This is a genomic window from Quyinboa sediminis (assembly GCF_042219855.1).
Taxonomy (GTDB): domain Bacteria; phylum Bacteroidota; class Bacteroidia; order Bacteroidales; family UBA5342; genus JBHJHP01.
The window spans coordinates 45,978-69,089 of the sequence record NZ_JBHJHP010000006.1 but is presented as its reverse complement, the minus strand read 5'-3'; the positions used below and the strand labels follow the sequence as shown (position 1 = coordinate 69,089).

Annotated in this window: 2 protein-coding genes; both read right to left on the bottom strand. The window is 43.8% G+C overall.

The genetic code is table 11. The annotated features are described in order from the left end of the window. Nucleotides 1–92 precede the first annotated feature (92 nt). Nucleotides 93–21,038, bottom strand: coding sequence for a LamG-like jellyroll fold domain-containing protein (locus ACE1EF_RS14680; protein ID WP_375721436.1), 20,946 nt, complete (start codon nt 21,036–21,038; stop codon nt 93–95). Nucleotides 21,039–21,120: 82 nt separating this feature from the next. Further along, the coding region (locus ACE1EF_RS14675) for an autotransporter outer membrane beta-barrel domain-containing protein (RefSeq protein WP_375721435.1) at nt 21,121–23,112 on the bottom strand (1,992 nt) is incomplete at its 5' end.

Genomic DNA, 23,112 nt, shown 5'->3' with positions numbered 1-23,112 from the left:
AAAATACAAGCTTTATATTAAGTCACGTTAAAATTAAGACTAAATTATAAAATATATGTTAATTTAAGATTTATTATTAACATTATTTAACACTACTCCCATACATTTAATGTATTGAATATGCGCATCACTTTACCGGATGGCAGCTTAACTCTTACATCTGCAGGTGTTTTCAATACCTTACCGGTTATAACCAGTGCGCCATTATCAACTGTAAAGGTTGCATTCTGATTCAGTAATAAACCATAAATTAATGTTTCAGACGATGCATTACCGGTTACATTAATATGCGGAATGCTGACAGACTGATTCAGGACCACATAACCGGTGTTTGCTGAATCCGGAATCTGTTCAAAATACCAGTTCTCAGGCACATCCCAGTTTGCAGCTTTTGCCAGTGGTAACCAGTGTGTATAAGGAACCACAGCTGTCACATCGGCGCCGCCATGTGGTGAACCGTTCATGCCGCCTGCGATATCATTAAACTGACTGTTGTAGAATCTGTAGTAAGTTTTCAGATTACTCCAGGCTAATGTACCGGCAAGAACCGTTGAGCGGTTTACCGGGTCAACCAGGTTTATACCATCGTTGGTCAGTTCGACAAAACGCATAGCATTCAATTGTGCTGCAGTCAAGGCAACATCCCATATCCTAAGTTCGTCAATCAAACCGGTAACCTCTCCGCTTACGTTGGCAATCTGAATGTCATCCACGGTAAAGTCAGCTGAACTTACCACCGCAACATGCTGCCATACACCGGCTTTCAGAACACTGGTCATTACACCGTCAATATAAACAGCCGGAGAAGTCATACCTGAAGCATTGATCTGATCAGTGGCATTCACTGAAATAACAACAGAACCGCTCAGTTTGATATAATCGCCTTGCATTGCTGTTTCAGGTTTGAACCAGAATTCTATTGTTCGGGCATTATAAGCCGTGAAAACGCTTGCTGTAACATTTACATTGGCAGGATTCATATCAAAGCTCTGCCCGGTTGTCTTCACCCCGAATTCAACAGCACCTATATCCGGAACAGCTATTCTGACAGCGCCTGTGGCATCCAGTGAAGGAGCGAATAAAGCTGATCCACCATCCACAGCAGGTCCATAGAACAGGTTAACCGTTTGAACAAATCCACCATTATCTGTCAATCCTGCCGGATCGAGCAGAGGATCGTATGGCCATATGTTATTATTCAGATCATATGTATTATCTCCGGTTCCTCCACGAACAATACTGTGCCTTATTTCCACATCAGCACCGGTAATTTCGGAACCCTGATTCCAAAGAATGGTATTGGATACAGATACCTTGGATCCGTCAACATAAATAGCGGATTCATCACCATAGGTATTGGATGCAATGGTACTGTTCGTAATATAAACCGTAGTATCTTCTGATCCGATAACATCCGGCGTACCAAACACAATACCATGGTTGGCATTTCCGGTCTGGTCAGCCCATGTACCTCCTGCACCACCGGTATTTCCTGTATTAATATAATAGGCCTCCACATTGGTGCTTACCGTACCTATATTGGCCACTTCAGCGGCAGAAAGGTTCCTGCTGAAAATTTTAATTTCAAATATGTTTCCGGCATAATGCGTATTGAGTGTTCCAAACAGGAGATGCGCTGAACTGAATACATTTGTTCCGGTTGCAATATCACTGTCAACCTGAACACCATCCACATAAATCCTTACCACACCGTTTTCACGAACCATAACAATTTCATGATCCAGTCCGTCTGCAACATATGCAGAAGTTACAGCAGAGGTCACAGAACCAAATGTATCATAATATCCGAGATACCCATTATCAACAAAGAAGCTAACATCACCTGATTCGGCACTGATTATGGCCGGACTTAGCGTTTTGTCGACTGCTGTCTCTGTATCCGTCGTTCTGATTCTTGCATACCAGGTATAGTATCTTCTGCCATCCACACTGTTAGGAACCTGTACATGGTCGTTAATACCATCAAACTCCATCTGTTCCGGTAAACCGTAAAGATACAGGGCCCCTCCGTCTGCTGATGCAGTATTATTGAAGATCGTTGTATTCACCAGGTTCAGCCAGCCTCTGTTGGAAGCATCAAAATAGATGGCCCCACCATTAACTGCAATGTTACTATGAATGGTTGATGCGTGAATATCAATATGGAATCCCGGGGCGTAAATACCTCCACCAAAGCTGTTAAGTAAGGTGCCGTTGGCATTTCCATCCTGAATGGTTACACCTTCCAGTTTCAGTGTATCCACAGAGAAGCCTTTTACAGTCATTACATGGTAACTATTGTCTGTATTGTCTGCCGGTAAACCAATATCGCCACTCAGTACGGTAAGACCTGTCGCAGCACGTGAAGCAATATCACTTTCAGTACCGTTAAAGCCACCAATAAGGTAAACACCCGGTCGTATGGTGAATGTTTTGGTTCTGTTGTCAGCCGGTGTGGCATTACCGTTTACATCAGCTGCCGGATAATAGGTTCCCTCTGCAACAAATATCGTATCAGAAGCACCTGCCACAGCAAGCGCATCCGAGAGTGAATTGTAAGCATTGGCCCAGTTGCTGCCATTGTTGGCGCCTGCAGCGTCAATATCCACATAGTACAGACTTGTATTGCTGGTGTTCAGCGAATCAATGGAACCATATACCCGTTGTCCGTTATACTCAGCGTATGGCCGGAAGTAATATTTTGTTCCATCCATTAAACCACTTAAGGTAACGGTAAAGGCACCATAACCATCCGTACCGGCAGCCTGTGTCCCTTCTACATCTGCAGGAACATTCGGATCGAATCCGATAACCTGGCTGTAAACCATGCCCCGACTGATATTTGCTTTATCATACCATGCACCAATCACTTCACCCTGGACATCTGCATCGTTAGAACCTGTGGTAACTACACCAAGAGGTTTAACGCCAATATTCAGATCGGAAAGAATAAAGTTCCCTTCTGTTCCGTTAAGTGCAAAGTTGTTAAACACACCATTGTTCGCATTACCTGAAATATCGAGCAGATAAGGCAGCCATGAATTGTTGTCTGCTGCTTCATCACTGAAGTCAAAGTTGAAATATGCAATCAGGTCACTCCAGTTTAAACCACTTATGCCATTGACGTATGGCTGATCCAAAGCGGCCATGGAAACTTCATTCAGCTGAGCAGTTGTCAGCGGCATATCCCATATTCTGAATTCATCCAGTCGGCCATACAACACTTCATCAATCGCGCTGTTATCCAGTTCACCACCGATTACAAGCTGATCAGCCAGTAAGATTCCAACCCATTCAGCTAAGGTATAAACAAGATTTCCATCCAGGTAAACCCGTGTTGCAGCCGGCGACTTTTCAGAAACCACAGCTATATGGTGCCACTGATCATCCGTGACATCATTACCAATTATGTATTGTACGTCATTTACATATAAAGCCAGTCGGTCATCATTGGTTATATCTATAATGAACCGGTTTACTGATCCAGTTGTATTGTGGAATCCAAACAGTGCCTGCTGATTGACAATCTGAGTGGTATTGAACCAGGTTTCAACGGTCAAACCATCCGCCACAACCGCCAGAGCTTCTGATATTGCCTTGTTCCCGAAACTGATGTATGAATCAGTAGCATCAAAATCAAGCGTATTTCCTGCCGGATTAGACAAGGTTGCAAATTTAAGCGTATCACCGGAAATGGTTGCCGGTGCGGTTGTGTTTACGATAGCGGCAAAATAATACGTTTGGCCGGGTGTTAATCCTGTAACCGTAATATTGAATGTATCGTTTGTGATTGTCGTTGTTGTAGCTGTTAATGCACCAGACAGGTCACTGTTTTCAGAATAGATAAATCCATAATTAACGGGAGATACATTTCCTACGATAGAACCATAAAGTGTAATACTGTCTCCACTTACCCCGGTATACCGGTTAAGCGTATATACGCCACCCGTCTGTAATAATTTCTGTTGTCCGTATTTAATAACACCATCTTTTGCCACATATGAACGGTAATAGTAAACACCGCCAGCAGACAGCCCGCTTATCGTCGCTTCAATAGTATCATTGTTCAAAAGGTGATCGTCGTCCCTGAAACTGGTTCCCGTTGCCGGATCAAAACCATCCACAACACTGTAAACCACACCCGTACTGTCATATCCATTGAACCACATGCCGGTTTTCAGACCTTTTGTTAATGCTGTAGTTAACAGCGGTTCATAATTATCGAGTGTTACCACACCGGTCAATGCTCCGGACTGTACCCAGTTTGAAGCTGTACCATTTAGAGTGAAGTTCATCAGGTCGCCGTGATTTTCGTTTCCACTGAAGTCGAACAGTCTTGTTTCACCGGCGTTGTTGCCACCAGCTATCCCCTGATCGAATCTGTAGTATGCAATAAGGTTGTCACCTGTTATACCCGGCACGGTATCCAGATATTCTTCCGATACTGTTCTGTACAGGAATTTATAACGCTGTTCGTCAGTCAATGCCTTATTCCAAATCCGGATTTCATCCAGACCACCCTGGTAATGGGATACCGGAAGCCGACCGGAAACATAGTTATATTCAACGCCAACACCCAGAATATCTGTCGGATTAAATCCGGCCCATTCATTCGCGGTACCCACTAATAATCCGTCAATGTAAACTTTAGTTTCTGCCGGAGACTGAGATGATACAACGGCAACATGGTGCCATTCACCATCAGCAAGATCCACACCACCTCCTATCAAAGGATAGTTGGTTGAATTGATAATTGCAGTAATATGGTTATTCACATCAACAGACACAATAATACGGTTCACGCTACCATTTGATGAAGTAAAGCCAAGAACGGTTCGCAGACTTCCCACGTCATCAGGCTTAACCCATGCCTCAAGCGTCATTTCACCAGCAGTATTCAACTCTGCAGCGATCGGTGTAAGCACCTGGACATAATCACCGGTACCGTCATAATGTAATGCGTTACCTGCCGGATTATCAGCGGTGTGATACATCCGTTGCGATCCGTAAATGGTATCCGTTCCATTGATAATATATGCGCGGTAATAGTAATCGGTGTTGACTAACAGATTGTTGATCTGTACAGAGAAAGTATCCCGTCCGCCATCGCTTGTAGATACAAAGTTGGCAGGATAATCTGCAGGATCGAAACCAGCTACAGTACTATATACCATACCGGTATCCGATGCTGTCGGGAAGTCCCCAGTCATTCTACCGTAAGTCAGAATTGATGCACCAAGCCTGTCAGCCTGCGACAAGGTCTCTATTCCGCCTGCTATCAGTACAGATTCATTACCATAGGCAGTATCACCGGTAGCTGTTATCAGGTAAGCCCGGTAATAATACTCCTGTCCACTTGTTAATCCCGGCAGCCGGGTTACAAATGTATCTGTCTGAACGCTGAATGCCGTAATAAAGCGTGCTGAAGGTAATGTATCCGGATCGAAACCGGAAACAGGACTGTAAACCGCACCACTATCTATAACAGCATCATACCAGATGCCGGTTTTATGAGCATATACATCTGCCTCACTCGCCGATGGGATGGTATAATAATCCGGTGTTGTAATAACTCCGGAAAATGCATTTGATTCTATGAAGTTACTCACCGGTCCTGTTAAGGCAAGGTTGGTCGGTGTTCCGTCAAAATCATTGGAAGTGAAATCCATGAACTGGTAAATCGATGTATTATCCAGCCCGGCTTCACCAAGGTCAGAACGATAATAGGCCACAAGATCTGTCCAGGACAAACCGGTAACCTCGTTGTCCACAAAGGTTGCATCAATTGTGCGCTCATAAACCCGCTGCAGCTGATCCTGAGAAAGTGACTTTTTCCATATTCTTATTTCATCCATTGTACCGTTAAGGAAAGGATAGGCTCCGTTTCCATTATAGCTACCAAGAGACACGGTTGCATTGGAAGTAAATGCGGGTATTGGAATATTGGTACTGGAGTTATCGTCCACCATTTCACCATCCACATAGATGCGGAATCCCGAAGCCGTATTTCTTTTCCAGGTCATAGCGATATGGTGCCATTCATTATCTTCAATATTCCGGACATTCGATATACTCAACGCGCCACTTACTCCCGAGTTATTGGACATAATGGCCATTGGTGGATTATTGAAACCGATTACAATATAATTGTCAGTTCCTTCCTGAATTCGAATGGCAGATTGCAAGTCGGTACCTTTGTAATAGAACTCAATCGTCAGTTCATCGCTTCCGCTTAAACCGGATGCGCTCATCAGATCTGACGGCAGTTCAACCCAGTCGTCTATGCCGTCAAAATTAATCGCATTACCGGCAGGATTACTTAGGGTACGAACCATACGTTGTTCACCGTATAATGTATCCGTTGCATTATAAATGTATGCCCTGAAGAAATAAACAGTTGATGGTTTCAGTCCGCTTATATCTGAACCATAAGTATCTGTACTGGCCGGTAACAACGAGCCTGTCACGAAATTACCCGTATTGGGCACAAAATCCCTGGTCTCACTTATTACAATACCGGTATCCAGCGGTGATGGAACAGGGTTATTGAGCCGTCCAAACAGCGTAATACTTGTTCCGGTTATGTTTTCTGCTGAATCCAGGGTTGCTATACCTGCAGTTGTAAACATATGTTGCTGTCCGTAAACGGTATCACCGATAATGGATACCACAAACGGCCTGTAATAATAATCCGTAGAGTGTTCCAGCCCTGAAAGCAGGGTAACAAAGGTATCCACAACAGAAGGTTGGTTGGCGGACACAAAGGCAATAGCTGTATCACGCGGAACAAAGTTCGGGACAGTATTATATACTATTCCGCTGTCCGTTATTTCAGAATACCATCTGCCGGTAACCTGGGAATGAAGTGTGGCAAAGGATGCCAGAATAGGACTGGCATTTCTTACCGTTTTTACACCAATACCGGCTGTTGATTTAATCCAGTTGGATGGCTCTCCTGATAATGCCATATTGGTCAGTAATCCGGTATGAAGATTACCGGAGAGGTCAGAAACAGAAGTTACCCCACTGTTATTTAATGATGGTTCTCCCTGGTCGAACCGGTAATTGACATAAAGGCTGTCCCAGTGCAGGCCGGGCACCTTATTATTTATATATGTGCTGTCGATGGTACGGAAAGCAAGATCCGCAACCTGCTCATCAGTCAGTGCAGTATGCCAGATTCTGACTTCATCAATATCACCGTTAAAATAGTTACCGGTCAAGTAGCGCCCAATAAATGTTTCTCCACTACCCAGATAGTGTTCTCTTGACACGTTAGAATATTCATATATGCTGTCACCATCCATATAAATAGTCCGTGTTTTGGTATCTGCATTATAGACAAATGCATACTGATGCCACAGGGTATCCGGAACGACATCCACGTTAACATCATTGCCATAAAATGCTATGGTCAGCGTATTCCAGTCTCTGTATCCGATATGAAGGCCGTAGTTGGCTGTGGTCTGACCCTGACTCAGGAAATAACCTGCTTCATTTTCAGTTCGCTTCCTTGCCCATATTTCAAATGAGAAAGATCGGGATGCCATATCAAGAGAATCCACTATTGAGATGTAATCATTGCCACCATCGAGTGAAAGCGCATGTCCGGGAGGATCCATAACGGTATTAAAGGCACCAACACTGCTGTATGCGGTATCGCCGTTATCTGCAACAACCATGGTAGCATAACTGTACTGACCACCAACATCCAGTCCGGTCAGATCCACATTGAAGGTACTTAAAGACATATCCGTAGCGGACCACACCTGGGTGGTGTCAGCAGGATCTGAAACGTTTTCCGGGTCGAACTCAGTGAGCGGGGAATAAACAACACCACGCATAATGATGTTGTTATTCCATGCATCTGTGGCACGGCCCTCGATATGTGCGAAGGTTGTGCCGATATTTGAAATCTCAGTAGTCTCTATTCCGATTGGTGCTGAACGTCTTATGAAGTTGGATTCATCTCCGCCCATGCTGAAATTAACCAAAGCTCCTTCATTTCTCGGGTTAGAAAAATCGTATACATAGTATTCGCCGAAATTGTTCTCGTTAGGTGTGCCCTGGTCAAACCTGTAATACAGTTTCAGATCATCCCAAGACAATCCCAGACCAGAATTTTCAATATAAATGCTATCTACGGTACGGCTCTTTAAGGTATTAATCTGTGACTGATCCAATGCGGTTGTCCATACCCTAACTTCGTCCATATCGCCTTCAAACTCGTATGCCCCATTTAATCGGGCACCGACATAAGCATCTCCCGTTCCAAGGTAATGCTCCCTGGTATCATTGGTATACGAACGCATCAGGCGTCCATCAAAATATATATCTCTTGTTTTGGTTGATGCATCGTAAACAAAGGCAATATGATGCCATAAAGTATCCGGAATCACATCAATACCGACATCATTTCCCCAGAAGTTAAAGCGTAAGGTATTGTAATCTGCATACCCAACATGTAAGCCATAATTTGTTGTTGCTGATCCCTGGCTGAACAGATATCCCCAGGAATCATTGTAGCGCTTGCGGCTCCACATCTCTATGGTAAACGAACGGCTGTCAAGACGCAATGACGGATTTTCAATGAATACATAATCATCATTTCCATCAAGAGCCAGTGCATTTCCGTTGGATACAAATCCATTCGGGTTACCTTCCATTGTCTGGAGTACGCGGGTAAATCCATAGGAGGATACTGAACCCACTTCGGTAATCGCTCTGTAATAATACGTCTCACCAAGAGTCAGCCCTGTTACCGTTGCTCTGAAACTGCTGTCATTCTGAATAGGTCCGTATACCCTTACCGGTGCAACGCTAAAGTCTCTTGCGGTACTGTACTCAAATCCAACCTGATCGGGTAATGTATACCATATACCGGTGATATGTCCGGTAAGAATATGAGTCGTCAGGTCGGGATTATAAACCAGCGTATCTGTGACGATGCCAAAATGAGCACCTGAGGCAACATAGTTGGATGTATTTCCCGTCAGATTCATATTAACATAGGCTCCTGTCTGTCCGTTACCACTGTCGTCATTAATGGTAAGCAATGCTGTATTATCGCCACCCGGTGTTCCATCATCCATAGAATAATACAGTTCCAGATTTGTCCAGTCCACACCGGCGACGTTGGCAGCCAGATAATCTTCACTGATGCTTCTGTCCATCATCGCTATAATCTGGGCCTGTGTTAAACCTTTGTTCCAGATTCGCAATTCGTCAATCTGTCCTCTGAAATTCTGATCATTCTGATTGGTATAACGGGAGTCGTGACCAATCTGAACATTTGAGTTATTTGCCCTGATCGTAAAACCACTGTAATTCGTTGTAGATGATTTCAGATCACCATCCACATACAGTGCCATTTCATTTCCATCGAATGTAACAGCATAATGATGCCACTCATCAACCTGGAAGTACTCATCAGGATTGAAGGTGAGGTTTCTCCAACCGGAACCTTCAAAGTAGAAATAGGCCTGAACCTGTTTAGAGTCTCTGACTCCTCTGAAGAGGTATGCTTCTCCTTTACTCAGCATCACGCCATAACCACTGGCTGCTGTCCACAGGTCAAAGTTACTTTTTGCCCACAAGCTGTAGGACATCTGAGCTGTCGGGTTCAGATCAGTTGAATGATTGATTTCAATATAATCATTTGTCAGATCCAGATCCAGTGCTCTTCCCGGAGGTGTTGAAACTGTAATGAATGAATATTCGTCACCGAAGACATAATTTCCGCTTCCAAGATCAACATATGCCCGGTAATAATATCGTGTGGCCGGTGTTAATCCGGTCAATACAGACTGGAATGTTGTAACATTCTGTTGAATGGTTGAAACAAACTGTGATGAATTTACCGTATCCGGGTCGGAACCTTCAACCAGATAATACACAATACCTGTATCCAATGCGGTTGGGAATGCAGATACAACTTCGCCAAAGCAGGTTGCTTCAACACTGGTTAAATTGGTCACGGTATCCAGTGTAATCACACCACCGGCATAAAATGCTTTTTCATTTCCATAAGTCCAGATGCTATCGTTAACCTGAACATAAGCTCTGTAGTAGTAGTACTGGCCAGGCGTAAAAATGTCACGCATTTCAACCTTAAATGTATCATTTGGGGTATAAAGGCCGCTACTGATTTTAGCTACGGTATCCGGATCAAAACCTGAAACCGCACTATATACAATACCGGAGTCCATTGGTGCAGAATACCAGACGCCCGTTACAGCACCATAGAAGTTTCCACCATCATCGGTAAATGCAGTAGCTGATTCTGTTGTTACACCCAGCGGCGCACCGGAGAATATCCAGTTTGATACCGGACCGCTTAAGGCCAGATCCGTAAGATATGCTTTGACGTTGTTACCTGAAATATCCTGTAACTCGTAGTACTCGTCATTATCAGCGCCGGGGACACCCAGATCCATACGGTAATATGCGATCAGATCGCTCCAGTTCAGGGCAGACACATCAGTATCCACATAAGCCTGATCAATGGTACGGTACATCATTTGCCGGAGCTGATTCTGTGACAGCGGATGATTCCATATGCGAAGCTCATCAATGGACCCATCGAAGAACCGGTCCACATTTCTAAGGTCATACAGTCTGGCACCGGTTGCAGCAATATCATTTTTCTCTATCGTATGAGCAACATCCAGATCAAGGACCATTTCGCCATCAATATAAAGCCTCGTTTTTGGCGTAACCGGATCAACGGTTAAAGCCATATGATGCCAAACAGAATCTTCAATGTTTGATGTTGAATAATAATATGTATTGTCGAGTCTTAACCGGAGTCGTCTTTCGGAATTGTAGGTTACCGTTTGTAACCAAACACGCTCGTAATCGCCAAGCGTATCTGTCATGCTCCATAAGGTACGATCGCCGGTTTCAATACCGGAATTAATCCAGGCTTCCCATGTATATCCGGTTGCAGCATTTTCGCCAATAGCTTCACCTGCACTGAACATATTAATAAAATCCAGACTTCCGTCGAGATCTATTGCATTACCCGGAGGATTTGAAAGCGTACGGAAAGAACGTTCTTCACCAAATACCCTGCTTCCCGAGTACGGACCACTGGTTACATCAACATAGGCCCTGTAATAATATTTTGTTCCGGCATCCAGGCTGATAAGATCCACCATAAAGGTATCGGTGGCAGCACCAGAATAGACCATATAATTTGAAGGATAAGCGGCAGGATTGAAATCAGGCACAGGAGCATACCATACACCGGTATCACCGGCAATGCCTGTAAAGTCTCCTGTTACAATACCGAATACCTCAGCATTGTCACCATCAATAAAACCAAGCGTATCCAGCGTATTTACGCCACCCGGAATAAAGACCCTCTCAGAACCATATGTCGTTCTGCCATTGGCAGCAGTGGCATATGCCCTGTAGTAATATTTTAATACCGGATCCAGTCCTGTAAGTGTCCTGGTAAATAACGAATCATTTACATGAACATTGGCATCAATTGCGGTTCCTGTTGGTGGATCGAATCCCTGGGTATTGGAGTAGACAAATCCTGTATCTACCGGTGCAGTATACCAGAGATCGGTCAGATTTCCCTGCATGGTTGCTTCTCCTAAGGTATACACAGCGCTAGCATCCATTGTTTCGACACCAATTGGTGCTGTCGATTCCATCCAGTTACCATCTGTACCGGTAAGATCAGAATAGGTTAAATCCCCGTGCCAGGCATATCCGGAATAGTCAAATACCTTATCCTCACCTGTATTATCTCCGGCGGCAATCCCCTGATCAAAACGGTAATAAAGCAGCAGGTCATCCCAGTTAATACCGGATATACTGTCGTTCACATAATTTTCATCAATTGTGCGATACATCATCTGATCCAACTGGAAGATATCAAGTTCCCTGTTCCAGATCCGGAACTCATCAAGTTCACCCCGGTATTCGGTGCCATAAGGATTATACATACCGATATAAGCCGGATCAGATCCGAAACCTGCTGTAAACAAACGATAATTTGATTCACCTTCAAGTCTGCCGTCGATGTACAGCTTCAGTCCGTTTTCACCCATCGCCACAGCTACAAAATGCCATTTATCATCATTGTAGCTGGTTCCAACTGAAGTTACTTCTTCGGTATCCTGTGATTCATTATAAAAGATGACGTCAATCTTACCTGCTTCAGTCTGATTAAGGCTGTTCCGATTGATGTATAAGGCTACTGCAAAATTTGTGCTTCCAAAACGTGGCGCTTTGAAAACCACACCCTGACCACCATAGTTAAACTTAAGCCATGTGGTTATTGTGAAGTTAGATGATGTGATGATCTTATTTGCCGGGCCAATCTCAATATTATCATTAGAACCTTCAAATTTAAGTGCATTTCCAGGAGGATTCCATCCTGCTACAAAGAATGCTTCATCTCCGTATAAGGTGGTGGATCCGTTTGTGACATAAGGATGATAGTAATAAGTTTCCCCTTCTGTCAGTCCACTGATCAAAGACGATAAGGTATCACCGGCAAATGATGAACCCACAACTGCGGTTCCCGTTGTCACCGGATCAAAACCTTCCGTGTCTGAATATTTAATGCCGGACGTTAATGAACCTGTTAAAGGTAAACCAACTGAACGGTAATAAATCCGAATCTGATCGTCCTCAAGATCTGAATATTTGGTAGTGGTATAAACACCTGAGGTCAGGAATTCCTTTTGAATACCGTAAACAGTATCACTTACGGTTCCTCCCGGAGTATCCCATTCTGAAACCACATAGGATCTGAAATAGTATTTTGTGGAATTTGGAAGACCCGTAACAACTTTTGCAAACCGGTTGCCTGATTCGGCCAGATCGGCACTTACATGTGCCCCTTCCGTTTCCGGATCAAAATATCGTGTAGTTGAATACACAAAACCGCTGTCGGTAAACGTTGTATTCCAGATGCCTGTGATCTCACCGTAGAGTTTTACTTCATCGTTAGCCTGATCTGTTACATCAGGTACCGTTTTAACCCCAATATGCGCATTCGATACAATAATATTTCCCCGGTCGCCTGTCAGGGTGAAATATTCAACTTCGCCATTATGACCATAGTTACTTAAGTCACGGATTTCAGTCATTCCGGTGTTATCGCCGTTGGCATTTCCCTGATCGAAGCGATAATACACTAGCAGGTTATTATCCCAAGACAATCCGGGGATTGAATCCACATCCGGTTTATCAAGCGTTCTGTCCTGTACCTCATTAATCTGGGCAGCAGTAAGTTCCTTGTTCCATATTCTGAATTCGTCAATCGCACCTTCATAGTCGTATCCGCCGGTGTTATTCATTGTCCCAATTCTGAAATCGACACCGAAGTCCCGTTCTGTCGGTGGTGTATATCTTTGTTCCAGAACCTGCTCCTCTCCGTTAATGTAGAGCTTCGATGCTTCCACATCATTTCGTACAAAAACAGCAGCTACATGAACCCATTTATTAGCCAAGTCCTCAGAATCAGCCATACCATACAGGTCGTTACTGTTGGTAAAAAATCCGAAAAATCCACCCACCAGGCGTAAGCCGTAATTATTGAATCCCAAAGGCATTACATTGTCACGACCTTCCCAGTTCATCCAGAAATCTACTGTAACAGTATCTTTATCATTAATTTCCAGATCATAGATATTAACCCTGTCATCGGTTCTGTCAAAATGCAAGGCATAACCGGGAGGATTAAGGGTGGTGGTAAACCTTACTTCGTTACCATAAACATAATCCGTTAATCCTGTTTTATAATAAGCCCTGTAATAATAATCGGTCAAGAATCCCAGGTTTGTTAAATCTGCATTAAAATCCCCCGGTTCAACACCAGGTACAACAATGTTTGTAATAGATGCACCACCCGGCGCATATGGATCAAATGACACATCTGAATAGACAAATCCCTTTTCGGTAACATCCTCATAGAAGATGCCGGTCAGTTCACCGTTTAATGTTGCTTTGTCAAAGCTTACAGCTGTTGCAATTTTCGTTGCAACACCAATACCTGCGGTTGACTGTACAAAATTGGAATTTGTTGTCAGCAGGGCGAAGTTGTTAAACCCACCGAAGTTTTTATTTCCGGTATAGTCATATACGATCGGAATTTTGGTATTGTTTCCACCTGCTTCTCCCTGGTCGAACCGCATGTACATACCCAGATCATCATAAGTCAGAGTAGTTAGTCCAAGACTGTCTACAAAGGCTCTGTCGATGGTACGGTTCATCATTTCCTGAAGTTCGTCGGCAGTCAGCGCTTTCTTCCATATGCGCAATTCATCCATCTTCCCTTGGAAATGGTTTGAACCATTATACTGACCGATGAGCAGATCCTGCTGCTGATCATCCCGGATCGGCATAAATGTGCCGTAATCCTGACTGGCTTTCAGAAAGCCGTCTACATATATTCTTACTTCATATCCATCGTAGGTACCGGCATAATGATGATACTGCGTTAAATCAAAACTTGCCGGCGGATTGTAGTTTACCGATCTGGATGAATTATCAGATGTCCATACAAGAAATTGTATCTGATCATTATTCGGATAAGGTAAAAGTCGGTATTCGTTTGGTTTGTAAACCATTCCGTAGCTTGACCAGAGTGCGTTGTCATTTTTAGCCCACAATTCTACGGTAAGTTCCTCTTCCGGACTCACAGAACCGGAATGTCCTACCTGAATGTAATCATCAACGCCATCAAAATCCAATGCATTTCCGGGAGGATTAATACCAGGAACAAAGGCCTGGGATTCCCCATATGCATAATGTACGTTATCCGTTGTGGCATACCCACGGTAAAAAATCATCTCGCGGGAGGTAAGTCCGTTCACCACAGCGTTAAACGTGTCCTGAGCCAGCGGCGTGGAACTGGATTGTGTAGAAAATGCATCTCCTTCAGAAGGTGCAAAATTCAGAATATCACTGTAGGCAATACCTCTGTCAGTAAAATTACCGTGCCATAAATCGGTGGTCACAGCATTAAATGTTCCTTTGCCCTTATCAAATTCAAAATCGGTCAGTGTTGTCACACCCAGTGCAGCATCGGAACCAACCCAGTTGGAAGCCGATCCCACAAGGTCGAAATTGAAAAGTATTCCCCTGTTACCATTACCACTAAAGTCATAAAGGTAATGTTCACCCGGGTTTTCTGCATCTGCTATTCCCTGGTCAAATCTGAAGTTCACTCCAAGATTGGTCCAGTTCAGACCAATCATGTCGTTAACCAGTTCCTTATCAATGGTTCTGTTTTTAAGGTAATCAATCTGACCTGCTGTCAGCGCCTTGTTCCAGATCCGGACTTCATCTATTCGTCCTTCGTAATAATTTCCTCCCGTTGAACGACCGATCCGGAGATTATAGTCTGACTGATTAATCGGCAGGGTTGTACCAAAATTACCGGATTGCATCATTTTACCGTCGATGTACATTTTCATTGTACTTCCATCGTAGGTAAAAGCATAATGATGCCAGTCCTCCAGGTCAATTCCCTGGGGAATATAGAAGTTAATCTGTCTGTAGGTGAGATCCTCGTTATACACCCTGAAATAGAGGCGTTTGGATCCTCTCACAGGCAATAACCAATATGCATCTCTTTTGGTGACAAGACAGTAATAATCGGACCAGGTTGCACCAATGTTTTTGGTCCACAATTCAATAGTAATCTCATCGGTAGGAGATATTGTCTCGGTGTTATAAACTCTGACATAATCATCATCTCCTGCGAAAGCCAACGCATTACCGGGAGGGTTGATTGCAGTAGCGAAGAATTTCTCTTCACCATATGTTGTTTTTCCATCAATCCGGGCAAAAGCACGGAAGAAGTATTTTTTACCACTTACTAATCCGGCGATATCAATTGTAAACTCATCGCCGTTAATTTCACCGGGTTGAGCCACCTCTTCAAAGATATCCACCCCGTTGGCCAGAGAAGGATCAAATCCCTGTGTTGCACTGTAAACCAGGCCGACCTGGTCGACATTATCATACCACTCTCCTGTTAAACTACCCCTGATTGTAGCGTCATCAAAACCAATGGCAACAACCTCGTGTGTTTTAACACCCAGATAAGCAGAAGATGAGACCCAGTTTGAACTTGCACCTGTTAAATTAAAATTCATCAGTGATCCATGATTTTCATAGGAAGAGAAATCATAGAAAAACGACTCATTGGTATTATCACCGGCAGGAATACCCTGATCGAAGCGATAGTAAGCCTTTAAATTTGTCCAGTTTGCACTGGTCATATTAGCGTCAACCCAGCTTTCAGTTAAGGTCCTGTTTTTAATTTCTTTTAAATCATCGGTAGAAAGATCTGTATCCCAAATGCGAACTTCGTCAATGTTTCCGTCAAAATAGGCTGTGTATCCTATGTACAAGGAGTTTTCATCTGTAAGGTCCAGCGTATTGTTCATTGCAACCTCGTTATACATCACACCATCCACGTATATACGAATTGTGTCATCTTCGAGTACTCCGGCATAGTGATGCCAGACTCTGATATCAAAGCCTGTAGGTGCAGGATACTGAACACCTCGCCATCCACCGTCTGCATACACATAGAAGTACATGTTCTTTTGTCCTCCCTGCGTTCTCAACCAATAGCTGTTAGGCTTGTACACAATACCATCCCAGCCGGTCCAGTTTTCAGATGTCCCTTTTACCCATGCTTCAACGGTAAAATTAGAGTTTACATTAAGTGAGTTGTCATACGGAATGGATACATAATCGTTTGCGCCATCAAACAGTAAATTATTCCCGGGGGGATTTGTTGCAGTTACAAATGGTTTCATTGGACTCCATGTTGTATCTGAACCAAACCGTAAAAAAGCCTTAACATAATATGTTTCTGCACTATCTAAACCGGTAATGGAACCGTTAAAGGTATTACCCGATAAAGCTGAGGATACCAGGGTACCCGATCCTGCACTAAACCCAAACTGAGTGGAATAGAAAAATCCGACTTCATCGGGAGTTGCACCAGACACCCAGATTCCGGTAGTTTGTGCATCGAATGAAGCCGTGGTTTCACCTACGTTTAAATCTGTAATCTCAACCCCCAGATTAGCACCTGAAGCCACATAATTGGACGAACTACCGCTATAATTCATATTCACAGCATAACCGTCATTTCCTTTACCTGACCAGTCAAATACTCTTCTTTCCTGGTTATTATTACCGCCTGCAATACCCTGATCCAATCTATAGTACAGCTGAAGGTCATTCCACGTCGCTGTGGATAAACCGGCATCTGTCCATGACTGATCTATGGTGCGGGTCATTAACTTTCTGATATCGGAACGATCAAGAACGGCTTTCCAAACCCGCACTTCGTCCATCTCTCCGTCAAACTCATCTAAATTATATCCACCCGCATACATAAAGCCTCCACCGACATAAAAGTCGCCTGTTCCCAGGAAGTGCTCCCGGCTTGTATTTGAATATGTTGTCAGCAGGTTACCGTCAACATATATTCTGCGGGTCTTTGTGGGGGCATCATATACAAACGCATAGTGATGCCATAAGTCATCAGGATTCACATCGATATTCACGTCATTACCGTAGAACGAAATGGTAAGTGTATTATAATCCCTGAATCCGGCATATAAAGCAACATTAGCTCCGGCAATTCCCTGTCCGAAGAAATAGCCTCTCGCATTTGCATCCGATTTTCTGGCCCACGTTTCCAGTGTAAACGACTGACTGCTGATATCAATATTATCAGAGCTGACGATGATGTCATTATTCCCATCCAGCCAGACGGCATTACCGGGCACATCGTCTTCAACTACAAAACTGGTTTCATTTCCCCATATGGTATCTGTTCCATTTACTCCAAATGCTCTGTAATAATAGGTCTCACCCCTTGTAAGTGAACCTATGGTAGCTGACAGTGTATCTCCGGTTAAGGTTGCTGCCGTTTTAGACTGACTATGATAATTAAACGATTTTGTTGTCGCGTAACAGAAACCTCCTGATGTAGGGGCATTAACGGTCCATATACCAGTAATGGCACCTTTAAGTGTAGCAGACAGCCCGCTTACCGGAGCCAACTGATCAACAGTCTGCAATCCCAGGGCAGCCTCTGAATAAACAAAATTTGAATTGTTACCGGTAAGCGCAAAATTTGACATATTTGCAGTATTCCCGCTGCTGCTGAAATCCTGAACAACTGAAATTGTTGAATTATCGCCTTCGGGTAAACCGGTATCAAACCGGTAGTAAGCCAGTAATGATGCAGTTGACACGCCTGACAGATTATTTGTGATGTAATCGTTATCGATGGTTCTGTCCATCATTTTACGCACATCATCCATATCAAGTGCAACATTCCAGATGCGTACTTCATCAATTTTACCATCGAAAGCACGGTTATACCTTTGATCCCAACCAATATATATCTGTTCAGCCGCTACAGCTCCTCCAAAATCGTCGAAAGCTAATAGTTCACCATCAATATATAAATAGCCGATACCATTAACCATTCTGAACGCCAGATGATGCCAGTTTCCATCAAATGCAGTTGTTCCTGCACCCCAGTTATCTCTGGCATAACCGTCTCGCACATAAAACTGTGCATTGCCATAATCTTTGGCAATTGAGAAATCCGAGTTTCCTGCTGCTTCATATGCTCCTATAATCGGAGAATAATAGTTTCCGGTTGGATTACCTTCATATTTCATCCAGAGGGTAATGGTATAATCATTCCCGAGATCACCTTTGGTTACAGGTGTCTGAACCTGATCATCAACGCCGTCAAAGTCCAGTGCATAACCCGGAGGATCAATACTTGTGATCAGCTCTTCCTGGTTGGCATAGGTCAGAACACCCTCATCAGATAAGGCAAATACCCGGTAAAAATAGCGCGTATTAACTTCAAGACCCGTAACCTGAATTGTAAATGTATCGTTGGTCAGCGGATCAGTAGAAAAGAACATAATGGTATCAGCTGCTGCGCTGTTGCGAGGATCGAAATTATCAATTTCTGATATTACAACACCTCTGTTTGTAAGGCCGTTATCAAACCACGGACCTTCAATATAACCTGTCAGTGTGGCCGAAGTGAGACTTAAGTCCAATACCGTTTCAAGGGTTTGAAGATTATAAAGACCGGATACTGTAAAGTTGGAAACGGTATCGTTCTGATAATCACCATACAGGCTATTGCCGAGAGCCAGGTTAAACAGGTCAGCATTATATCCGTTTGCAGCCTGATCGATTAACTGAGAAATCTTCGGATCAGATCCGGTTCCCGAGTTATTACCAAATGCTTCGCCCTGGTTGAAGTTATAATACAGGTAAAGGTCACTGTAACCTACGCCATAACCGGCGGCATCAAGTGTTTCCTTGTCCGGTTCAACAAACCTTAAAGCATTGATGTCAGCAGATATATCGGCATTCCAGAAATGCAATTCATCTAATTCACCTTTAAACGGATTTATATATCCGCCATCAGCTCCGATGATTAATTTTTCGAGGTTATATATTGCCGGGCTTACTCCGGTAAAGACATTTCCCTGGTTTGTTCCGTTCAGATAATACGTAATGTCTGATCCGTTATAAATGAAAGCGACATGATTCCACTGATCAGGTATAATGTTGGCTGACACAGTTGCATCAGAATTTGAACTGCCTTCACGGATTCTGAGATCAAACTCATCATTCGTGGCATCATAATTTAAACGCAACGTGTTGAAGCCAAAAGCTTCAAGAGAACGGTACAGGATTACATTGTCAGTTCCTGTTATGGATACATCCGGTTTTACCCAGAAATCAATGCTCCATTCTGATGTGTTCTGAGCGGATTCAAGAAAAACATCCACATGGTCATCAATACCATCAAAGTTCAGGGCATTACCTGAAGGTTCCTGTCCCATGGCAAGAATGCGTTCCTGTCCATAGGCGTAGTGTCCTGAGTTAGTAAGAATATAGGCTTTGTATGTATATACCCGTCCCTGTACGAGGTCGTTAATCTCTGTTGAGAAACTGTTTTGTGATAAAAGGTCCGTGGAAGCAACATAGGTCATTGCTGATCCCGACGTGAAATAAGGGTCGAAATGATCCAGTGTACTGTAAACAATACCGCGTTCAATTATGGGATCAGCTCCAAGCCAGTCGCCCGTTTGTGTTCCTGAAATGATGACACTGTTGTAACTTGGGAATGACAATCCGGTATTGGTAATCACCCCTAAAGGTGCACTTGAACGAATCCAGTTGGCGTTATCTCCCGCCAAGGTAAATCCATTGAGAACACCGTTATATGTATTTATACCGGCAATGAGATCCGGTTCAGAGGCCAGCGTATCCACCGTGGCGTTTGAACCCGAAGGTATACCCTGATCAAAGCGGTAATATGCAAGGATATCACTCCAGGTGGCATCTGCAATATTTGCATTTACCCATGCTGAAGTCAGGGTCCGGTTCATCATTTCATTTATTGAAGCATCGGAGACAGCTTTATCCCAGAACACAAGCTCATCAAAGGAGCCGCAGAAGGAACCTGAACTATAGTTTGTTCCACTCACCGGGGCTGAACCAAGATACAGGGGAATTGTCGTATGGTTACCCATAGAACTTACCTTAAGTGTATCTTTGGTTATACCATCGTAAACAAAAAATATGGAATCGTTTGACTTTCTTAATGCAATATGCGTCCAAACATCATTTTTCAGAACTGCATATGAACTTACAAAAGGGGCATTATTATTATATGAAAATTCCAGGAATCCCGATGTTGTTTCATATATCAGTGACCAGTCATTAAACCGTGAAGATGGAGCTACGTTAGTCGCATTGTTTCGTTTTGTGATCAATCCCTGTGATGTAACGGAAACAGCTCCTGCCTGCGGTTTTACCCAAAAACCTATCGTCCAGTCATTGTTGGCAAAATCATAACTCTTGAGGTTATCAATGACCACATAATCATTACCCGTTCCAAAATTTAATGTATTCCCTGCTGGTTGCAGATCGGATTGTGCGTTTACAACAACAAAAGATAATGCCAACAATAATACGGTTACGACTGACCTCATTTTTTTTATGTTATAGGTATATTTTCCTTTACCTGTTCGCATATTGCTTATTAAGAGTTAATCAGAAAAGTATTCCTTTTCCTTATTCAATTTCCATCATATATTCCCATGAACCGCTCACCCGTTTTTCGAATTTCAAACCTGCAGCTGTTCTGGTTGCCCTCCAGGTACCATCGGTATCGGGATCACCCCAATAGAATGCATCATTCTCGTTGGCACCGGTATTTTCAATTGCTAATCTTCTGAAATTGGTAATATCCCGGTTATTATCAGCAACAACCGCTTTGTTAGCCTGCACTACACCTGGTGTCACATTCTGGAAATATGATGGGATATAATCGGCTACCTTGTACCATGCAGATCCGTCACATACAATTGTAATAAATCCGAACTGCGAAGAAATATCCGATGTGGCAACACCGTCAATGGTTTCAGCACCACTTCCGTCAACTGTTAATGTGTTAGTACCGGTATTTTTCAGTGTATAGCTGGTTCCCGGAACTGTTGCTGCAGCCGGTAAGGTAACGATAATATTACCACCAGTTGTATTCACAAGAACCACTCCCTGCTGTGCGCCGGTCAGTGTAGTATTTGCTGTTACAATTGACGGGAATGAAACAGATGTTTTAACACTGGTAACTGAACCATCTGCTATTTGAGCTGTGCTGATACCGGCATCTTTAATGCGAACTGTATCATTAGCAATCTCCAGTTGTGTAGGATCAACATTAACAGCAATACTGTCACTATCACTCAATGAAGTGATGTTTAATCCGTCACCGGCTTCGATGGGTTTACCAACGGTGTTTCGGTCAATCCATTCCAGACCATCGCCGGCAGCATTGGTCGACAACAACTGGTTAGAAGAACCTTCTTTTATGTTGGTTATAGAAATTCCAGCAGCCGCAATATTTGCACTGTCAATAGCAGACCAACCTGCATTTGTACCGTCTGAAATCAGCACCTGGTTGTTAGCACCTGTCTGATCAGGCAAAGGATCAAGTCCTGCCAGATCACTTCTCAGTGCTGCAATGGAATCACTTAAGTTATTAATACTATCCCTGTAAACAAGATCACTATCCTGCAGGGCACTGATATATGATGCATAGTTGATCACAGAATCGCTGTTTACTTTTATCGCGGCATCCAGAAGATCATCTGCATTCATCAAACTGGTTGCGCCACTGATGTAGTTCGCAGTTCCATTGGCGGTATATGTGCCGTCTGTTCCAAGACCTGTACCAGTTTCAATCGCATCAACTTCACCCTGAAGGGCTGTGTTGTCTGTTCCTGCAGCTGCAACGGCTGCGCTCAGTGCATTGATACTGTCGCGGTAAACCTGGTTGCTGTCCGCCTGTGAGGCAAAGTAAGCTGCGTAGTTAGCTACCGAGTCTGCATTTACCCTGATGGCTGCATCCAGAAGATCGTCTGCGCCTTTAAGCGTTGTTGCACCACCTATATAACTGGTTGATCCGTTTGCTGTATAGCTGCCATCTGTTCCCAGTCCTGAACCGGCCTGTGTAGCATCCAGTTCTGCCTGCAACGCGGTACTGTCGGCATCAAGCTGTGCTTCAAAATAGGTACTGTCGGCTGCGATCTTAGCAAGTACACCTGCATTACCTGTGCTCAGCAGCCCGGCAAAATAAGTGCTGTCATCTGCTATTTTTGTTGCAAGGGTACGCAGGCTGTCTGCCGCCCATGCCACTGAATCTGTAAAGTCTGTCCGAAGGGTTGCAAGATTGGCATCCAGTATTTCATCTGCATCAACCAGACTGGTTGCTGTTCCTAAATACGTTGTTGAACTGTTGGCACTGTAAGCGCCGTTGGCTGCAAGACCGGCACCACTCTGTGTAGCATCCAGTTCTGCCTGTAACGCGGTACTGTCGGCATCAAGTTGTGCTTCAAAATAGGTACTGTCGGCTGCGATCTTAGCAAGTACTCCTGCATTTCCTGTGCTCAGCAGCCCGGCAAAATAAGTGCTGTCATCTGCTATTTTTGTTGCAAGGGTACGCAGGCTGTCTGCCGCCCATGCCACTGAATCTGTAAAGTCTGTCCGAAGGGTTGCAAGATTGGC